The sequence below is a fragment of the Amycolatopsis sp. NPDC005961 genome (assembly GCF_040629235.1).
GTDB lineage: Bacteria > Actinomycetota > Actinomycetes > Mycobacteriales > Pseudonocardiaceae > Amycolatopsis > Amycolatopsis camponoti.
The window spans coordinates 62,688-80,377 of record NZ_JBEXVF010000027.1; the positions used below are offsets into that span (position 1 = coordinate 62,688).

The following is a 17,690-nucleotide window of genomic DNA, read 5'->3' on the forward strand; positions in this document are numbered from 1 at the left end:
TGGGTGCCCACCGGCCGAACCACGGTAACGGAGCGGACTCGCGCGACGGGGCCGTTCGGGTCATGTCACACTGTCCCAGGCCGCACAACGGCCTCGGTGCAAGTACCCACAGTGAGCAAATCCCGAGCAATGGGGTGAGTTCGTCAGCACACTGAGAAGTATGGGTGCCCGGGCTTTAACCCGAGGGCCCTTGCCGCGATGATGGTGGGCGTGGAGTTTTCGTGCGCCGTGCGCGCCACACCGGTTGACAACCCAGCCGTCGTCTACGCAGCGCGCTTTGACCACTACCCCTCGTAGCCGCCATGATGTTGTTCGAAGCACCGCCTGAGCCAGAGCCGCGCGGGCCCCACCGCGCACCGGGAGTAACGCGATGATGACCTTGACCACCCTCGACACGCTGGCCGCCGGCGAGCTGGGCACGGGAAACGTGCGCCAGTGGCTGCTCGACAACGTCATCCCCCTGGTGCTGCTGGCCGTCGCCCTCCTGCTTCTCTGGCTGGGTGGCGGAAAGGGCGACAACGCCGGTGTCATGCGGCGGCTCGCCGGCGTGGTCATCGCGCTCGCCATCATCGGTCTCGCGGTCAGTGGCGCGGGCGTGAACGTGGGCCAGTGGATCGCCGGCCTGTTCACCGGCTGAGGCGGCGGCGTGCGGATCAGGACTGATGACGAGGTCTACCGGGTCGACGCCGTGTGGCTCGGCCCGCCGAAAGCGACTTTTCCCTGGAGAGCCCGCTACGTCGCGTGGCTCATCGGCATCCCGGCGTTCTTCGTCGTCCTCGGCGTCGAACGCTGGGCGGGGTGGAGCTTCGGGTTCTTCTCGACGGCGTGGGCGTTCATCGCCACGATCGCGATCACCCGGCTGCTGACGGCCAAGATCAGCCACGAGCGGCCCCTGGGCACCGTGGTCTCGATGGCCGGGCGCGAGCTCAACACCCCCCGCGAGGTGACCACGGGCACGGGCGGCGCGGTCAGCGCCAGCCGCGTCCGGGTACGGGCCGAGCGCCCGCTGCCGAAGCATCGCCGGAAGCGGCAGTACCAGCACCACGGCGGGCCGCCGGGTGCCGGGGTCCAGGGAACACCACGAGCGCGCCGGAGCCGCGGCAACGCGGCTCGGGCCGGGAGGTAGTCGTTGTTCGGTCGCGGCGGTAGCCGAGGAAAACGGGGTCGGGACGCGCACTCGGGCGCGTGGCAGCCGCCCGAGCAGGTCCGCGCGGCGCGGAACGGCTCGGGAGGCGGCAACGGCCGTCGCCTGACCGGCGAGCAGGCGATCCCCGCGTACACCCCCTCGATCGCGGTGCGCAGCATCGACGGGCACCTGGTCCGCACGGGCTACGAGGTCTACGCGTGGTACCGGCTGGCGCCGCAGCGCTGGTCGTTCCGCTCGGACTCGCAGCGGCGCGACCTCGTCGCGGCCATCGCCGGCCAGTACGCCGAGCTGCAGGGCCGCTGGCTGCACCTGCGCGTGACGAACCGGCCGTACCCGATCCGGATGTGGGCCGAGGCGCACGTCTACAACGCACACGGCCGCCCCAGCGACGTCCCCGGCGCGCTGTCGTTCGACGACTACCTGATCGGCGAGCAGCAGCAGCTCATGGGCCGCTCGATGGCCGAAAAAGAGGTCTACATCGGCGTCCAGGTGCAGACCCGGCGCATGGTCGACCGCGCGGTCGAACGCGCCGCGCCCGTGCTTCGCAAGATCCTGCCCGAGGCCGTCGACGCCGAGCTGAGCGCGCTCGACTCCGAGGTCGAGCACCTCGACCAGGTCATCGGCAGCGCCGGGCTGGAAGGCCGTCCGGTGCACGCCGAGGAGATGTCCTGGCTGATGCACCGCTCGTGCTCACTCGGCCTGCCCGCGCCGCGGAACATGCCCGCCGTGCCGGGCGCGGCCTGGGAGCCCGAGGACCTGGCCAGCTTCACCGACGCCGCCGACTACTACGCCGACCCGTACGCGCCGACGGTCACCGTCCGCGGCCGCACCGGCTCCAACGCCGGGGTGTCGCGGCACTTGGCCGTGCTCACCGTCGGGCAGATGCACGGCCTGCAGATCCCCGAGGTCGACGACCCGTGGATCCAGCACGCCGACCGGCTGCCCGCCGCCGTCGAGGTGTCGGCGCGGATCTACGTCCGGCGGCCCGAGGAGGTCGCCAGCGAGCTGCAGCGCCAGATGAACAAGGTGCGCTCGCAGGTCAAGCACTACACCGACGAGCACGAGCTGGAGCCGCCGCAGTCGCTGTCGCGCCAGGCCGGTCGCGTGCTGGAGATCGACGACGAAATGACGTCGGGCTTCACCGCGCTCGCCACCCGCGTGCGGTCGTGGTGGCGGCTGGCGGTGTCCGGCCCGACCGAGCGCGACGCGCTGCGCCTGGCCCAGCAGCTGCTCGACCTCTACAAGCCGAAGATCGCCATCGAGCACCCCGAGGCCCAGTACGCGATGGCCCGGGAGTTCATCCCGGGCGAGCCGCTGGCCTCGGCGGCGTACATGCGCCGCGGGTCGGTGGTCTGGGCGTCCTCGGCGGTCCCGACGGCGACCGCGGAGGTCGGCGACCGCCGCGGCATCCTGCTCGGCGAGACGTGCACCGCCACGCGGCGCCCGGTGGCCTGGGACCCGTGGATGGCCCAGGAGATCCGCGACGGCTCCGGCCTGACCGCGATGGTCGCCGGCCTGGGTGGTGGTAAGTCGTTCCTCGGCGGCGGCATCGTCTACAAGACGCTGCGCGCCGGCGCGAACTGGACGATTCTCGACCCGTCCGGCCCGCTGTCGCGGCTGTGCGACCTGCCGGAGCTGCGCCCGTACGCGCGGCCGATCAACCTGCTCAACGCCCAGCCCGGCATCCTGAACCCGTACCGGGTGGTCGCCGAGCCGCTGATCGAGCACTTCATGGACGAGGAAGACCCGGAGCGTTCCTGGCGCCGCGAGAAGGCCCTCGCGGGTGCGACGCGACGACGTCTCGTGCTCGACGTCCTGACCGGTGTCCTGCCGTACGAGGTCTCGCGGATGGCCCAGACCCGGATCGTGCTGCTGCGCGCGGTCCGCACGGTCGGCGGCCGCTTCGACGCGGATCCGGGCCAGGTAATCGATGCGCTCCGGCGGGATTCTTCGGAACACCACGAGCACGCGGGTGTCGTCGCGGACTTCCTCGACGAGATGCGCGAGCGGATGGCGCTGCTCATCCCGGAGACGGACGCGGACCCGTACGCGGAGACCCGCGACGACCGCCTGACGGTCCTGACGATGGCCGGGCTGACCCTGCCCAAGGACGGCGTCCCGCGCGAGTACTGGACGGACGCGGAGTCCCTGGGCGTCGAGATGCTGAACCTGGCGGCGTGGCTGACCCAGCGGTCGGTGTACGAGAAGCCGAAGGAGATGCGCAAGGGCGTCTGGATCGACGAGGCGTTCTTCCTGTCCGAGGTCCCGACCGGCCGGGTGCTGATGAACCGCTTCGCGCGTGACTCGCGCAAGTGGAACGTCCGTGTCCTGCTGTCGTCCCAGATCCCGGCGGACTTCCTGAAGATCCAGGGTTTCGTGACCCTGCTGGACTCGGTGTTCGTGGGTCGGTTGGACGACGACGACGCCCAGGCGGACGCGTTGCGGCTGCTGAAGGTCCCGGTCGGGGTCGGGTACGAGCAGGTGGTGGCGGCCCTGGGCCGTCGTCCGGGGTCACAGCAGCGCGGTCTGGAGCGCGACGTCGAGCCCCGCCAGTTCATCTTCGGCGACGGCGCGGGCGGGGTCGAGCGCATCCGCGTCGACTTCTCCGGGCCGCACCTGGACCACCTCCGCGCGGTCATGGACACGACCCCGGGCTCGAAGGACGCGGCATCACCCCCGCGCCGCCCGGGCAACGAGCTGGCGCTCCCATCGGAGGAGAAGAGGCCGTTCGTGGCGTCCCCACCGGAGGACGACATCGAGCTGGAGCAGGACTTCGAGCTGGCGGCGGAGCTGGAGGTCGGCCTGGCCGACGAGAACCTCCTGGGCGCGCCCGATCCGTTGGCCTCCGAAACCGGCGAGGTCGAGGGCGGCGTTTCCCCGAACGGCAGTGTCTCGCCGAACGGCGGTGTTTCCCCGAACGGCAATGGCGGGCAGCAGCACGCCCGCACGGGTGGAAAGGGCGGCACCGGCCGGGACGCCGCATGAACACCGTGCTGACGCTGGCGGTCCTGCTGACGTTGGCCGCCGGGTGGCACTCGCTCAAGCGGCGGATCAAGGAAGGCCCGCGGCCCGGGCGGCGCACGCCGTCCCGCCGGGCGACGATGTTCGCCGTCATGCTCGTGCTCGGGCTGCAGGCGATCGCGACCGCCCCGGCGGCGAGCGCGGCGGCCTGCGGTGAGGCACCGAACCCCGAACGCCCCGGCGCGGGCATGGTGGGCGCGATCGACCCCGCCGAGGGCCACGGCGAGGCCGGCAGCCCGTACGTCGACTACAGCTACGCCGGGTTCGTCTGGAACACCTTCGAGACGAACTGCACCTCGCTGAACCTCACCCCGGCCGGGTCCACTTTGGACACCTGGGGCGGCAACCAGCTGTTCAACCTGGGCAAGAACATCGTCGGCGCGACGAACTCGCTGCACTACACCGTGCTCGAGGGCGGGCTCCTCAACCCGCTGTACAGCGCGGTGAAGTCCGGCGCGGAGAAGGTCTACAACAACATCTACGCCCAGCTGTTCGGGCTGGTCGCGCTGATCTTGTCGATCATGATGTTCCGCAACATCTGGCGCGGCGACCTGGCCGCGGTCAGCAAACGCGCGCTCTACGCGATGGCCGGGATCTGGCTGGCGGCGTCGTCGCTGGCGATGCTGCGCTACTTCGACCCGATCGACAAAGCGATCGTCCAGACCACGACGAACATCCAAGCCGGGTTCGTCGACGACTCGAACGACCGCGTCATCCGGCACATCCTGCCGACGAACCTGCACAACGAGATCGTCTACAAGAACTGGCTGCGCGGCGAGTTCGGCACCCCGACGGCGCCGCAGGCCGACCAGTTCGGCCGCCCGCTCCTGGACGCGCAGGCGTTCACGTGGGGGCAGCTGCGCAACGGCGACGACGCCAACCAAGGTGTCATCGACGGCAAGAAGAACGCCTACAAGGACATCTCCACCAAGCTCGGCCCCGCCACCGGCTACTTCACCGGCGAAGCGGGCGGCCGCACCGGCGCCGGCTTCCTCTCCCTCGGCCAGGCCCTCGTCTACTCGCTCTTCCAGCTGCTCGCGAAGGCGTCCGTACTCCTCGCCCAGGTCCTGATCCGCCTCTTCGCGCTCACCGCGCCGCTGATCGGGCTCGTCGCCCTGCTGCACCCCGAGATCCTGCGCCGCGTGCTCAAGGTCGCCGGCGGGGTCGCGTTCAACCTCGTGGTGCTCTCGGTGCTCGCCGGGGTGCACGCGCTGCTGCTGCAGGCCATCTTCGACGCCGGGAACTCGCTGAACATGCTCACGCAGATGGTCCTCGCCGGGCTCATCACCGTGCTGCTGTTCATGGTCGGGCGGCCCGTCCGGCGCCTGTGGCAGATGGTCGAGATGTCGGTCAGCATGGTCGGCGCCGCCGTGCCGTCGCCCGGGGGCGGGATCTTCTCCCGCTTCAAGCGCAACCGCAGCGGCCCGACGCCGCAGGACGAGTTCTGGCAGAACGTGCGCGACACCGACGACGTCGTCGACGGCGAGCAGCGCGGTCCGCTCGGCGCCACCGCCGGTGGTGGCCGCTTCCGGCCGGAGGCCACGATCTTCGCCAACTCCCAGCGGCTCGACCACACCTCGGGCGCCGGCCGCCCGGCCGCCGCCTGGTCCGGGGCCTGGCCGGGGGCGATCGGCGGCGGTGCGGCGGGCGCGCTGCCCGCCGGTGGACGCCCCGGCTCCCCGGTCTACGGCCAGTACAACCCGGCCAACGGCGACCCCGGCGACTACGTCGTCGTCGGCGCCGGTGGTCGTCCCACGCTCCGCCGCGAGGAGAGCCGGCGCGTCGACACCTCCCCGGTGGCCGACCGCCGCTGGAACGACGAGCCCGAGCCCGTCGTCGTGCCGTCCGACCTGCGCACCCCCGAGTCCGGCTTCAGCGACTACACGCCGCAGGACGTGCCGCGGACGCCGGGCGTGCGGACCCAGCCCCGCCGCGTCGACCCCGAAGTCGTCGCGGGCAAGCCGGTCTTCGTGCTGTACCGGCCGTCCCGCGGCATCGAGGTCCGCGAAGAGCGGGACACCGACCAAGCCATGGGGCGGTGACCGATGCCGATCCGCACCAACCGCGGCCGCGCCGCGGTCTACCGCCGCCTGTGGGGCTGGCCGCTGCGCTCGCCCCGCCACCTGATGGGGACGCTGGTCTTCCTGGCCATCCTGGTCACCGCGCTCGGCATCGTGCTGCCGAAGGTGGTCGGCAAGCCGCAGGCCAAGGCCTCGCCCACCACCGGCACCACGACGTCGGTGACGGCGACCCCGCCGCCCGGGGTCGCGGCGCCGGTGCCGACGGCGAACCTGCCGACGCGGCTGTCCGCGCCGCTGGCCACCCCGACCACGGCGGCGCCGAACGGGGACGCCGTCCGCGTCGCCAAGGAGTGGGCCGCGGCCTGGGTCGACCACCCGGCCGGGATCACCTCGGACCAGTGGCTCGCCAAGCTGAAACCCTTCACCACCGAGGAGTACCTGCCGGTGATGTCGTCGGTCGACCCGGCGAACATCCCGGCGACGAAGGTCACCGGTGAGCCGGTCGTCGGGACGTCCTACACCAGCTCGGTGCAGCTGACGATCCCGACCGACGGGCCCAAGCTCGCCATCACGGTCGTCAACACCAACGCGGGCTGGCGCGTCGCCGACTACGACCAGGCGAGCTGAGCGTGCGGCGGCTGGGGTTGTGGCTGGGGCTGATCGTGTTCGTCGCGATCGGTGCCCTGATCGTCACCGCCGTCGCCGCCAAGGTCGTCGTCGACAACCAGCAGGCGCAGGCCCGGGGCGTGTCGCTGATGAGCTGCGACGCCTCGGTCGGGCCGACCCAGCCCGGCGAGGGCGAGCGCGGCACGGTCGACGCGTCCAAGCTCGACGACGAGCAGAAGGGGATCGTCGCGCTGATCATCACGATCGGCAAGCAGCGGTCCCTGGCGCCGCGCGGGTGGCAGGTCGCGATCCAGGCCGGGATGACCGAGTCCGGGCTGCACAACCTCACCTACGGTGACCGCGACTCCCAGGGCATCTTCCAGATGCGCCCGTCGATGGGCTGGGGCTCGATCGCCGAGGTCACCAACCCGACGTACGCGGTCAACAAGTTCTACGACGTGCTGCTCGCGGTCCCGGACTGGGAGAACATGCGCCCGGGCGACGCGGCGCAGAAGGTCGAGCGCTCGGGGTTCCCGGACCGCTACCACAAGTGGGAGCCGATGGCGGCGACGCTGGTGGAGAACGTCGGCCAGGTCGTCGACGTCGTCGCCTGCGGTACCGGGCTGGGTCAGCTGCTGCCGCCGAGCGAGGCCGCCGGGAAGGCGATCAGTTTCGCTCTCGGCGAGCAGGGTAAGCCGTATGTGTGGGGCGCCACGGGCCCGAACTCGTACGACTGTTCGGGCCTGATGCTGCGCGCGTACGAGTCGGCCGGGATCATCCTGCCGCGGGTTTCGCGCGACCAGTACCACGCGGGCGCGCTGCTGCCGGTGCGCGAGGCGCAGCCCGGTGACCTGCTGTTCCTCGCCACGGATCCCTCGAACCCGGACACGATCCACCACGTGATGATGTACCTGGGCGACGGCAAGGTCGTCGAGGCGCAGCAGACCGGCGTCCCGGTGCACACGAGGCCGTTCTCGTTCGACGAGGCCGAAGTGGTGCCGCAGGCCGTCCGCCCCGGCGTTTAGCATGGGTCTCGAGGGCCTTGACACGAATCGGCCGATTCACCCGACGTCGCGGCGCTTCCACGAGCAGGTGGCCGCGTACTGGCAGAGGATGAGCACGTGGGACGCAAGTTCGGCAAGCGAGGCAAAGCCGGGGCCGGCCAGGACCCGGCGGGGCTGTTCGGCGCGCCCCAGCCGCCCCGGCAGTCGGCGCGCCCCGCGTCCAGCACGCCCCTGTCCGACCAGCTGAGCCAGGGCTACCCGGGCGTCGACGCGGGGTACGTGGTGCTGCCCAGGTCGCTGGCGGAGGGGATGTCGCTGCCGTGGCAGCAGCAGATGGCGGCGCTGCTGGCCCAGTTCCACGCCGAGCACGCGTCGCTGGCCTGGCCGATCTACCGCGTCGTGCCATCGCGCTACGAGAGGCTGGCGGACCTCGACGAGGAGCAGCTCGCGGAGGCGGGCTACCTGGTGGAGATGGACGCCGACGGCGAGATGGTCTACCGCGAGCGCAGCGGCCGGAAGGTCGAGGACCCGGAGAACACGTCGGTCTTGGTGTCGTCGCTGGACCCGATCCCGCGGCCGGCGGCCCGTCCGACGCCCCCGCCTCCGGGAGCCCGCCCGGATCAGGCCCCGGCACCGATGAACATCGGGCCGGCCCCGGTGTGGCGGACGGTGCAGCAGCCGGCTCAGCCACCCGGGTGGGGGCAGTCGGCGTCAGGGGCGGGTTGGAGCCAGGAGCCCGGTGCGCCGGACCGGGGGCGCCGGCCGGCGGAGGAGCGAGCGCCCCGCCATGCGGCTCCGGAGGCCGGCGTTTCACCTGCTGTTCCTGCGCCTTCTGTCGAGGAGACGCTTGCGCCGGGGGAGCCGTCGATCGACGTCGGTCAGCCGGTGGAGACTGGCTGGCAGCCGGCCGAGCCGGAAGCGACGCCGCTGCCGTCGGAGACGGCCGCTGCTGAGGTGTCGCAGGCCGAGTCTGTGTCGCGGGCTGAGCCGTCGGAGCCGGTCGAGTCCGCGCCGGAGCGGGGTGAGACCACCCAGCCTGAGGCGGCGGTGGAGGTGAGGCCGGGGGAGGCGGCTGAATCCGTGTCTGCCGAAGACGAGCGACGGGATGTCGTTCGGCCCGAAGCTGAGTCTTCATCGGCAGAGCCTGAGTTGCAGGGTTCCGCTGAGCCTGAGCGGCAGGTTGGTGCTGGGCCCGAGCTGCAGGGCAGCGCTGCGAGCGAGTCGCGGGACGGTGCTGGGCCTGAGCTGCGGGACGATGCCGGGCTTGAGTCGCGGGACGGCGCTGGGCCCGAGCTGCGGGAGAGCCCCGAGTCAGGGCCGCAGGGTAGTGCTGTGCCCGAGTCGCGGGAGGGTGCTGGGTCAGGGCTGCAGGACGGCGCTGGGCCTGAGCCGCGGGATGTTGCTGAGCCTGAGCCGCGGGATGGCGCGGAGTCCGGGGCTGAGGCAGCGGTCCCAGCCGCGCAAGCGCCGGAGCAACCAGCGGAACCCCCGGCGGAACCGCAGTCGGCTGGTGAGCCGCAGCCGCAACTGGGCGCACCGGTTGCATCGGAGATGCATCAGCCGCCTTCAGCGCAAGAGCCGCCTGCCGAGGGGCGGCAGCCGTTCCTTGCACAGGAGTCGGAATCGGCGGCGGCGGATCAGCGGGTTGCTGCGCCGGAGTCACCGGCTGAGGGGCAGCAGCCGTTCGTTGCGCCCGAGCCGGAATCGGCGGCGGATCAGCAGGCTGCCGCGCCGGAGTCGCCTGTGATCGCTGCGCAGCCGCCTGCCGTGCCGCAGTCGCCGAGCCAGCAACAGCCGTGGGCTACGCCGCAAGCGCCGGCGGCGGAGCCGACGCCAGCCGGGCAGCAGTCGCAGGTCCCGCAGACCGCAGCTCAGCAACACACGGCCGCCGGTTCGCCGGTGTCCGGCGAACCGCAGCTTGCCGGGCAGCCGCAGGCAGCGGCTCAGCAGTTGGCTTCCGGCCCTCAATCGCCGGCCTCGCAGCAGCCCACTGCCGGTTCGCAGCCGCTGGACCAGCAGCAACCTGCTGATTCACGACTGCCGAACCAGTCGCCTGCCGCGCAACAGTCGGCGGATCCGCAGCAGCAACAGCCGTTCGCGGTACAGCAGCCTGTTGATTCGCAGGAACTGAAGCAGCCGCAGGCGTCGGCCCAACACTCGCCTGCCGCGCAGCAGCGATCTTCCGCTGGGCAGGAACCCGCCAGTCCCGCGGCGACCGGTCAGGAGTCTGCCGAGCAGCCGCAGGCAACGGCCGAGCAGCCTTCCGGCCGGCAATCGCCGACCTCGCCGCAGCCCGGTGACGGTCCGCAGCCACCGAGCCAGCAGCAACCTGCCGCTCCGTCGCCCGACCAGCAGCAATCGCCCGCGGTAGAGCAGCAACCGGCTGCAGTGCAGCAGCAGTCGCCGCAGGCGTCGGCCGCGCAACCGGCTGCAGCGCAGCAGCAGGAGCCGCAGGCGCCGGCTCCGGAGCAGGTGTCTGCTGTGCAGCGACCTGCTGGTTCGCAAGAACCGAATCAGCAGCAAACGACTGCGGTGCAGCAGCCCGCTCACCAGTCGCCTGTGGCACCGCAGGCGACTCAACAGCAAGCGTCTGCGGTACAGCAGTCAGTTCAGCAGCCGCCGGCCGAGCAGCCGCGGCCGTCGGTCCAGCAGCCGCCGTCCGCCGCGCCGCTTTCACCACTTCCGCAACAACCGCCCGCAGCCCGGGAGCCGCAGCGACAACCGGCCGCACAGCAACCACCGGCCGCACAGCAACCGTCGAGCGCGCAGCCGGCGGCTGCGCCGCAGTCACCGGCCCAGCAGCAACTGCCCGCCGCGCAGCAGTCACCGCAGGCGCCTACTCAGCACCAACCGCCCGCACCCCAGCCGCACCCCACCAGCCCCCAGCACCCCAACCCCCCGGCGACAGCCACCCCGCCCTGGGCACCGCCCGCCAACCCCGCCCCACCTACCCGCTCCAAGCCCGTCTTCCCCGGCCCGGAGTCGACCCCCCAGCCCTTCCCGGCCCGCCACGCCGCCCCGGCGCGGCCCGTCTTCCCCGGGCCCGGGACGATGCCCCCCGTTCCCCCGAACTCGGCGCCGCCCGTTTTTCCCGGGCGTGACACCGCCCTCCCGCAGCCCTCGCGGCAGGAACCGCCCACTCCGCCTCGCGGTACCCCGCGCGGCTGGTTCGACGAGTTCAGTGACCAGCCCGCCGAGCCGGAGGAAAACCAGGACTTCGGTCCCACCGGGACGCCGACCGAGATCCCCTACCGGTACAAGCGCTGACAACCCGGCCCGGTGGTGCGAACCTAGGACCATGTCCAAAGATCCGAACCCGGACCAGGGGTGGTACTACAACACCCGCACCCACCAGGTCGAGCACCTCGAGCGCAGCCGCAGCATCGACCTCCTCGGCCCGTACCCCGACGAAGCCACCGCCCGGCGGGCCCTCGACATCGCGCGGGAACGGACCCGGCGGGCCGATGCCGAGGAGGCCGACGACTAGACCGACAACCCCGGGCCCAGCACGAACTCCGGGTCCACCTGCGCGGCCAGGCTGTCGCCCGCCCACGCGGCCGCGTTGCGCAGGTGGAACTCGACGGCCTGACGCTGGTAGCGCGCCCAGTCGCGCTGCTCCGCGTCGACCGTCGTCTGCATCGTGCGGAGGGTCGACAGGTTTCGTGGCTCCAGCTCGGCGATCGGCCGGGCCGTGCCGCGCTCCGCCGCGCGGACGTGGCGGGATGCCGACATCCACCCCAGCAGCGCGTCGCCGACCTGCTCCTGCAGGAACTCGACGTCCTCGGCGTCGGTCACCTTGTTGCCCACCACCACGAGCCGCACGCCGAAGTCGCGCGCGTAGTCCGCGTACTGCCGGTAGACGCCCACGCTGCGGACCGTCGGCTCGCACACCAGGAACGTCACGTCGAACCGCGTGAACAGCCCCGACGCGAACGCGTCCGCCCCCGCGGTCATGTCCATGACCACGTACTCGCCTTCGACGTCGACCATGTGGTTCAGCAGCAGTTCCGCGGCCCCCACCTTCGAGTGGTAGCACTTGACGCCCAGGTCGTCCTCGTCGAACTGCCCGGTGACGCCGAGCCGCACGCCGCCCAGCTGCCGGAAACACGCCGAGAACACCGGGTTGTCCTCGAACGGCCGGACCAGGCGCGACCCCCGCCCCGGCGGCGTCGTCTTGATCATCGACGCCGCGTCGGCGATCCGCGGGTTGTCGCCGCGCAGGTAGTCCTTGATCAGGGCCATGTTGTCGCCAAGCGTCGGCCAGGCGAGCGCTTCCTCCTCGGGCGCGCCGAGTGCCACGGCGAGGTGCTGGTTGATGTCGGCGTCGATGGCCAGCACCGGCAGCCCGGCGTCGGCGAGGTACGCGACGAACAGCGATGACAGCGTGGTCTTCCCGCTGCCGCCCTTGCCGACGAACGCGATCTTCACGATCGGAGCCCCTTCTGGAAATGAAGACGGTTTTCATTATTGCGAAGTCAACGTACACCCGACCGGCCCGCGCCCGATCGGGCGATCATCGGGCCCTTCGAGGGTTAGGGTTGGGGGGTGCCTCCCCTCGTGATCAGGACACACTCGGCGGGCGGGGACTTCGGGCCCCTGCGTGCCGAGTTTTCGCTGCCGGAGTCGTTCGGGCCCGAGGTGCTGGCCGAGGCGGAAGCCGCGGTGCTCGACCCACTGGCGAGCGCCGGCCCGCGCGAGGACGCGACGGACCTGCCGTTCGTCACCATCGACCCACCGGGCTCGAAGGACCTCGACCAGGCGATGGTCGTCGAACGGACCGCGCACGGCTTCCGCGTGCACTACGCGATCGCCGACCTCGCCGCGTTCGTCCCGCCCGGCGGCGCGCTCGACCGCGAGTCGCGCTCGCGCGGGCAGACGCTCTACCTGCCCGACGGGAACGTCCCGCTGCACCCGCCGGTGCTCTCCGAAGGCGCGGCGAGCCTGCTGCCCGGCGAGATCCGGCCCGCGGTGCTCTGGACCATCGAGACCGACGAATCGGGCGAACCGACGGCGACCCGCGTCCGGCGCGCACTGGTCCGGTCCACCGAGCAGTTCGACTACGAGACAGTGCAAGCCGCCCTGGAAGCCGGAAACCCGCACCCGTCCGTGGCCGCGTTGCCCGAGCTGGGACGGCGACGGCGCGAGCTGGCCGTCCGGCGCGGCGCCGTCGAGCTGCAGCTGCCGGAGCAGGAGATCAGCGGCGACCCGGACGGCGGCTGGGTGCTGGCGCGCCGGCCGCGCACCGCCGTCGACGCCTGGAACGCCGAGATCTCGCTGCTCACCGGGATGGCCGCGGCGCGGATCATGATCGACGCGCGGGTCGGCGTCCTGCGCACGTTGCCCGACCCGGAGCCCGAAGCCGTCGACTGGCTGCGGCGCTCGGCCGAAGCGCTGGGCATCGCCTGGGCGCCGAAGACGACGGTCTCGGAGTTCCTGTCCCGGTTGGACCCCGGGCAGCCGGCGTCGATGGCGCTCTACGCCGACACGACGCGCCTGTTGCGCGGCGCGGGGTACACGGCGTTCGACGGCGAACTGCCGTCGTTGACGACGCACGCGGGCATCGGCGGCGCGTACGCGCACGTCACGGCGCCGATCCGGCGGCTGGTCGACCGGTTCGCGACGGAGATCTGCCTGGCCGTCTCGGCCGGGCGCGAGGTGCCGGAGTGGGTGCGGGCGGCGCTCGCGGACGTCCCGGAGCGCATGACGGCGTCGGACACGCTCGCCGCGAAGGTCGAGCGGGCATGCATCGACCAGGTCGAGGCGTGGGTGCTGGCCGAGCACATCGGCGGCGAGTTCAGCGCGGTGGTGCTGCGCGCGGACGAGAACAAGGCGGAGATCCTGGTCGAGGACCCGACGGTGATGGCGAAGTGCGCGGGGGAGAAGCTGACCGCGGGGGAGCGGATCGACGTCCGGCTGACCGCGGTCGACGTCGAGAAGCGGAAGGTGTCGTTCGAACGCGCATGAACCTCGTCGACGATCTCGGGGAGCCGGTGCCGCTGACCGGCCCGGCTTCCCGCGTGGTGTCCCTGGTGCCGTCGCTGACCGAAGCGGTCGAGGTCAGCGCGCCCGGCCGGCTCGCCGGGGCGACCGACTACTGCACGCACCCGGCCGACCTGGACGTCCCGCGGGTGGGCGGCTCGAAGTACCCGAAGATCGACGCCGTGCTGGACCTGGCGCCGGATCTCGTGCTGGCCAACTCCGAGGAGAACCGCCCGGAGGACGTGGAACGCTTGCGCGCCAACGGGATCCCGGTGTGGGTGATGACGGCGTCGGCCACGGTCCCGGCCGCTTTGGGGTCGCTCCGGCGGATCCTGACCCAGGCGTACGACCTCGCCGAACCCGAATGGCTGGTGGCGGCGGAGGAGGTCTGGCGCGAGGTCCGGCCGGTGCGGTTCCACGCGGTGGTCCCGGTGTGGCGCAAGCCGTGGATCGTCCTGGGCCGCGACACCTTCGGCGGCGACGTCCTGCGCCGGGTCGGGGTGGCGAACGTCTACGCGGGGTCGGCGGAGCGGTACCCGCGGCCGGACGTCGACGAGCTGCGCGCGCACTTCACGGCGGATGCGGACCTGCTGGTCCTGCCGGACGAGCCGTACGTGTTCACGGAGGACGACGGCCCGGACCACTTCCTGGACGCGCGGTACGTCCTGGTCTCCGGCCGCCATCTCACGTGGTACGGACCTTCACTCGTCGAGGCGCACGCCGCGCTTACGGAGACGCTGGCGTCGCTGTGAAGTCGAAGCCCCGGGCGAGTGCGGCGCGGACGGCTTCGGTGACTTCGGCCGGCCGGACCGGCTCGGTCGCCAGGTGCAGCCAGTTGTCCGGCCGCGGCCGTCCGGTGTCGACCACCAGGGTGGCGCCCGGCCGCTCGGCGAGTTCGACCGCGAAGGTCATCGTCGCGCCGAGCCCCTGCGAGTAGGTCGGCTTGGCGCGGACCGTCCAGCGGTAGTCCGTGCCCTCGACCGTGATGAGCCGTGAACCCTTGCGTGCCAGCGTCATGCGCCCTCCTCACCCGGCCCCGAACCTACGCCGGCGCCGGGCGGGGGGCGAACGATTACAGCGTCAATCCCGTCAGGACCGTGACGCGCTCCTCGGTGAAGTCCGCCATCGCCGACGCCGGGCCCTCGCGGCCGACGCCCGAGTCCTTCACGCCGCCGTAGGGCATCTGGTCCGCGCGGAAGCTCGGCACGTCACCCACCAGCACGCCGCCGACCTTCAACGCCGCCGACACCTCGAACGCCGTCGGGAGGTCGCGGGTGAACACGCCCGCCTGCAGCCCGAAGCGGGAGGCGTTGATCCGCGCCACCCCGTCGGCCACCGACGAAACCCGGATCAGCGAGACCACCGGGCCGAAGACCTCGTCGGCCATCACCGACGCGTCCTCCGGGACGTCCGCCAGCACCGTCGGCTCGAAGGTGGCCCCTGAACGCCCGCCGCCGGTCAGCAGCCGCGCGCCGCCCGAAACCGCGTCGGCGACCCACGAAGAAACCCGGGAAGCCGCGTCCTCGTTGATCATCGGGCCGACGTCGACGCCGTCTGCGCGCGGGTCGCCCGTGCGCAGCGTCTGGACCTGCGCGAGGACCTTCTCGGCAAGAGCGTCGTAAACGGAAGAGTGCACGTACACCCGCTGCACCGAAATGCACGACTGCCCCGCCTGGTACATCGCGAACGTCGCGATCCGCTGCGCCGCGAAGTCGAGGTCCGTCCAATCCGGACAGACGAGCACCGCGCCGTTGCCGCCCAGCTCCAGTGCCACGTGCTTGCGCGGCACGCGGTCGCGGATCGCCCAGCCGACCGGGACCGAGCCGGTGAACGACACCACCGGCAGCCGCGGGTCCTCGACCAGCCGCGACGACGTCTCGTTGTCCACCGGCAGGATCGACCACGACCCCGCCGGGAGGTCGGTCTCGGCCAGGATTTCGCCCAGCAGCAACGCCGTCAGCGGCGTCGTCGGCGCGGGCTTGAGCACGATCGGCGCGCCCACCGCGATCGCCGGGGCCACCTTGTGCGCCACCAGGTTGAGCGGGAAGTTGAACGGCGTGATGCCCAGAACGGGCCCCCGCGGGACGCGCCGGACCAGCGCCAACCGGCCGGTGCCGCCCGGGTCGGTGTCGAGCCGCTGCAGCTCGCCCGAGAAGCGCCGCGCCTCCTCGGCAGCCCAGCGGAACGTCGAGACCGCCCGCCCGACCTCGCCGCGCGCCCACTTCAGCGGCTTGCCGGACTCGGCCGTGATCAGCTGAGCGATCTCCTCGGACCGCTCACCCAAGGCTCGGGACACGTGGTCCAACGCCCCGGCCCGGACGTGCGCGGGCAGCGTCGCGAACTCGTCGGCGACGTCGTGCGCGGCCCGCACCGCGGCTTCGACGTCCTCGGCGGACGGCACGAAGTGCGAGCCGGCGGAAGAACCGTCGTAGGAGTGGTGGACGACGGCCGTCGCGCCGCCGGTCACCGGCTTGCCGGCGACCCAGAAGGGGAAAGTCATGCGCGAGCCTCCGTGCGGACAGCGTGCTCGAGGACCGCGAGGCCCTCGTCGAGCAGCTCAGTGGGCAGGGACAGCGGCGGCAGCAGCCGGACGACGTTGCCGTAGGTGCCGCAGGTCAGCACGACGACGCCGGCCCGGTGGCAGGCCGCCGCGACGCGCTTGGTCAGGTCGGCGTCGGGTTCGTTCGTCCCGGGACGCACGAACTCCGCGGCCAGCATCGCGCCGCGCCCGCGGACGTCGCCGATGACGCCGGTTTCGGCAGCCAGCGCCCGCAAACGCGGCAGGACAACGCCTTCGATGCGTTTCGCCGACGCGGCCAGGTCCTCCGTCTTCATCGTCTCGATCGAGCCGAGCGCGGCGGCGCAGGCGATCGGGTTGCCGCCGTACGTGCCGCCGAGGCCACCGGCGCCGACGGAGTCCAGCAGGGAAGCGCGGCCGGTGACCGCGGACAGCGGCAGCCCGCCCGCGATGCCCTTGGCCGTCGCGATCAGGTCGGGGACGACGTCCTCGTCGGTGGACGCGAACCAGGATCCGGTGCGGCAGAAGCCCGTCTGGACCTCGTCGGCGACGAACACGACGCCGTTTTCGCGGCACCACGCGGAAATCGCGGGCAGGAAGCCGCGCGCGGGCTCGATGAACCCGCCCTCGCCCTGGATCGGCTCGAGGACGACCGCGGCCACCTGGTCGCCGCCGATCTGCTTCTCGATCCGGTCGATGGCCAGCGCCGCCGCCGCGTCACCGGACAGGCCGTCGCGGTACGGGTACGAGCCCGGCACGCGGTAGACCTCGGGCGCGAACGGCCCGAAACCGTGCTTGTAGGGCACCGACTTCGCGGTCATGCCCATGGTGAGGTTGGTGCGCCCGTGGTACGCGTGGTCGAACACGACGACGGCCTGGCGGCCGGTCGCCACCCGCGCGATCTTCACGGCGTTCTCGACGGCTTCGGCGCCGGAGTTGAACAGCACGGACTTCTTCGCGTGGTCGCCCGGCGTCAGCTCGGCCAGCGCTTCGCAGACCTCGACGTAGCCCTCGTACGGCGCGACCATGAAACAGGTGTGGGTGAACCGGCCGGCCTGCTCGCGGACGCGGTCGACGACGGCCGGCGCGGAGTGCCCGACGTTGGTCACCGCGATGCCCGAGCCGAAGTCGATCAGGACGTTGCCGTCGACGTCGGTGAGGAGCCCGCCGCTCGCGGACGTGACGTAGACGGGCAGCACCGAGCTGACCCCGGCGGCGACGGCGTTCGCGCGGCGTTCCTGCAGCTCGCGCGAGACGGGCCCGGGGATCTCGGTGCGCAGCCTGCGCTGCCGGGGCGCCGGGGCCTGCGGTTCGGCGGTGGTGCTTGCGGTCACGGCGTGCTCCCTGGGGAAAGGCGGTCGACGTCCTCAGGATGAGTCCGCGCGCGACCCCCG

General features: G+C 72.1%; 14 protein-coding genes. 10 read left to right on the top strand and 4 right to left on the bottom strand.

Annotation, left to right across the window (positions count from 1 at the left end; translation table 11 throughout):
* Positions 1-370 precede the first annotated feature (370 nt).
* The 8 genes from ABZ342_RS24275 to ABZ342_RS24310 all read left to right on the top strand — a co-directional run bounded on the left by ABZ342_RS24275 (position 371) and on the right by ABZ342_RS24310 (position 11,286).
* Entirely contained in the window at positions 371-637 is a 267-nt protein-coding gene (locus ABZ342_RS24275; RefSeq protein ID WP_004562703.1) for a hypothetical protein, read from the top strand.
* A 9-nt stretch (positions 638-646) separates the two neighbouring features.
* Positions 647-1,126, top strand: a complete 480-nt coding sequence (locus ABZ342_RS24280; protein WP_155549294.1) for a hypothetical protein — start codon at positions 647-649, stop codon at positions 1,124-1,126.
* Positions 1,127-1,129: 3 nt separating this feature from the next.
* Positions 1,130-4,132 carry an ATP-binding protein gene (locus ABZ342_RS24285; RefSeq protein ID WP_360476988.1) on the top strand — a complete coding sequence of 1,001 codons (3,003 nt, stop codon included), beginning with the start codon at positions 1,130-1,132 and terminating at the stop codon, positions 4,130-4,132.
* Entirely contained in the window at positions 4,129-6,210 is a 2,082-nt protein-coding gene (locus ABZ342_RS24290; RefSeq protein WP_360476991.1) for a magnesium transporter, read from the top strand. The genes ABZ342_RS24285 and ABZ342_RS24290 overlap by 4 nt, the downstream gene beginning before the upstream one ends.
* Positions 6,211-6,213: 3 nt before the next feature.
* Positions 6,214-6,816, top strand: a complete 603-nt coding sequence (locus tag ABZ342_RS24295) for a hypothetical protein (protein ID WP_360476994.1) — start codon at positions 6,214-6,216, stop codon at positions 6,814-6,816.
* A gap of 2 nt (positions 6,817-6,818) precedes the next feature.
* Positions 6,819-7,820 (top strand): C40 family peptidase, encoded by a 1,002-nt coding sequence (locus ABZ342_RS24300; protein WP_360476997.1) that lies wholly within the window; start codon positions 6,819-6,821, stop codon positions 7,818-7,820.
* Between the two features lie 96 nt (positions 7,821-7,916).
* Positions 7,917-11,066 (top strand): hypothetical protein, encoded by a 3,150-nt coding sequence (locus ABZ342_RS24305; protein WP_360477000.1) that lies wholly within the window; start codon positions 7,917-7,919, stop codon positions 11,064-11,066.
* Positions 11,067-11,097: 31 nt separating this feature from the next.
* On the top strand, positions 11,098-11,286 hold the full coding sequence (locus ABZ342_RS24310; RefSeq protein ID WP_155549982.1) for a hypothetical protein: 189 nt from the start codon (positions 11,098-11,100) through the stop codon (positions 11,284-11,286).
* On the opposite strand, the gene ABZ342_RS24315 is transcribed toward ABZ342_RS24310, so the two are convergent.
* Complete coding sequence (locus ABZ342_RS24315) at positions 11,283-12,227, bottom strand: ATP-binding protein (protein ID WP_360477003.1); 945 nt, start codon at positions 12,225-12,227, stop codon at positions 11,283-11,285. The genes ABZ342_RS24310 and ABZ342_RS24315 overlap by 4 nt on opposite strands.
* Before the next feature lie 129 nt (positions 12,228-12,356).
* Between ABZ342_RS24315 and ABZ342_RS24320 the strand changes: the two genes are divergently transcribed.
* Together ABZ342_RS24320 and ABZ342_RS24325 are read left to right on the top strand one after the other, a co-directional pair.
* Positions 12,357-13,763: an RNB domain-containing ribonuclease gene (locus tag ABZ342_RS24320; protein WP_360477006.1), complete on the top strand. Its 1,407-nt coding sequence runs from the start codon at positions 12,357-12,359 to the stop codon at positions 13,761-13,763.
* On the top strand, positions 13,760-14,530 hold the full coding sequence (locus ABZ342_RS24325) for a helical backbone metal receptor (protein WP_360477009.1): 771 nt from the start codon (positions 13,760-13,762) through the stop codon (positions 14,528-14,530). The genes ABZ342_RS24320 and ABZ342_RS24325 overlap by 4 nt, the downstream gene beginning before the upstream one ends.
* On the opposite strand, the gene ABZ342_RS24330 is transcribed toward ABZ342_RS24325, so the two are convergent.
* The 3 genes from ABZ342_RS24330 to gabT are packed head-to-tail and all read right to left on the bottom strand — an operon-like array spanning position 14,505 to position 17,630.
* Positions 14,505-14,795, bottom strand: coding sequence for a hypothetical protein (locus tag ABZ342_RS24330; protein ID WP_360477012.1), 291 nt, complete (start codon positions 14,793-14,795; stop codon positions 14,505-14,507). The two genes, ABZ342_RS24325 and ABZ342_RS24330, sit on opposite strands and share 26 nt — an antisense overlap.
* 55 nt (positions 14,796-14,850) lie before the next feature.
* On the bottom strand, positions 14,851-16,278 hold the full coding sequence (locus ABZ342_RS24335) for an aldehyde dehydrogenase family protein (RefSeq protein WP_360477015.1): 1,428 nt from the start codon (positions 16,276-16,278) through the stop codon (positions 14,851-14,853).
* Positions 16,275-17,630, bottom strand: a complete 1,356-nt coding sequence (gene gabT / locus ABZ342_RS24340) for a 4-aminobutyrate--2-oxoglutarate transaminase (RefSeq protein WP_360477018.1) — start codon at positions 17,628-17,630, stop codon at positions 16,275-16,277. The genes ABZ342_RS24335 and gabT overlap by 4 nt, the downstream gene beginning before the upstream one ends.
* Positions 17,631-17,690 lie beyond the last annotated feature (60 nt).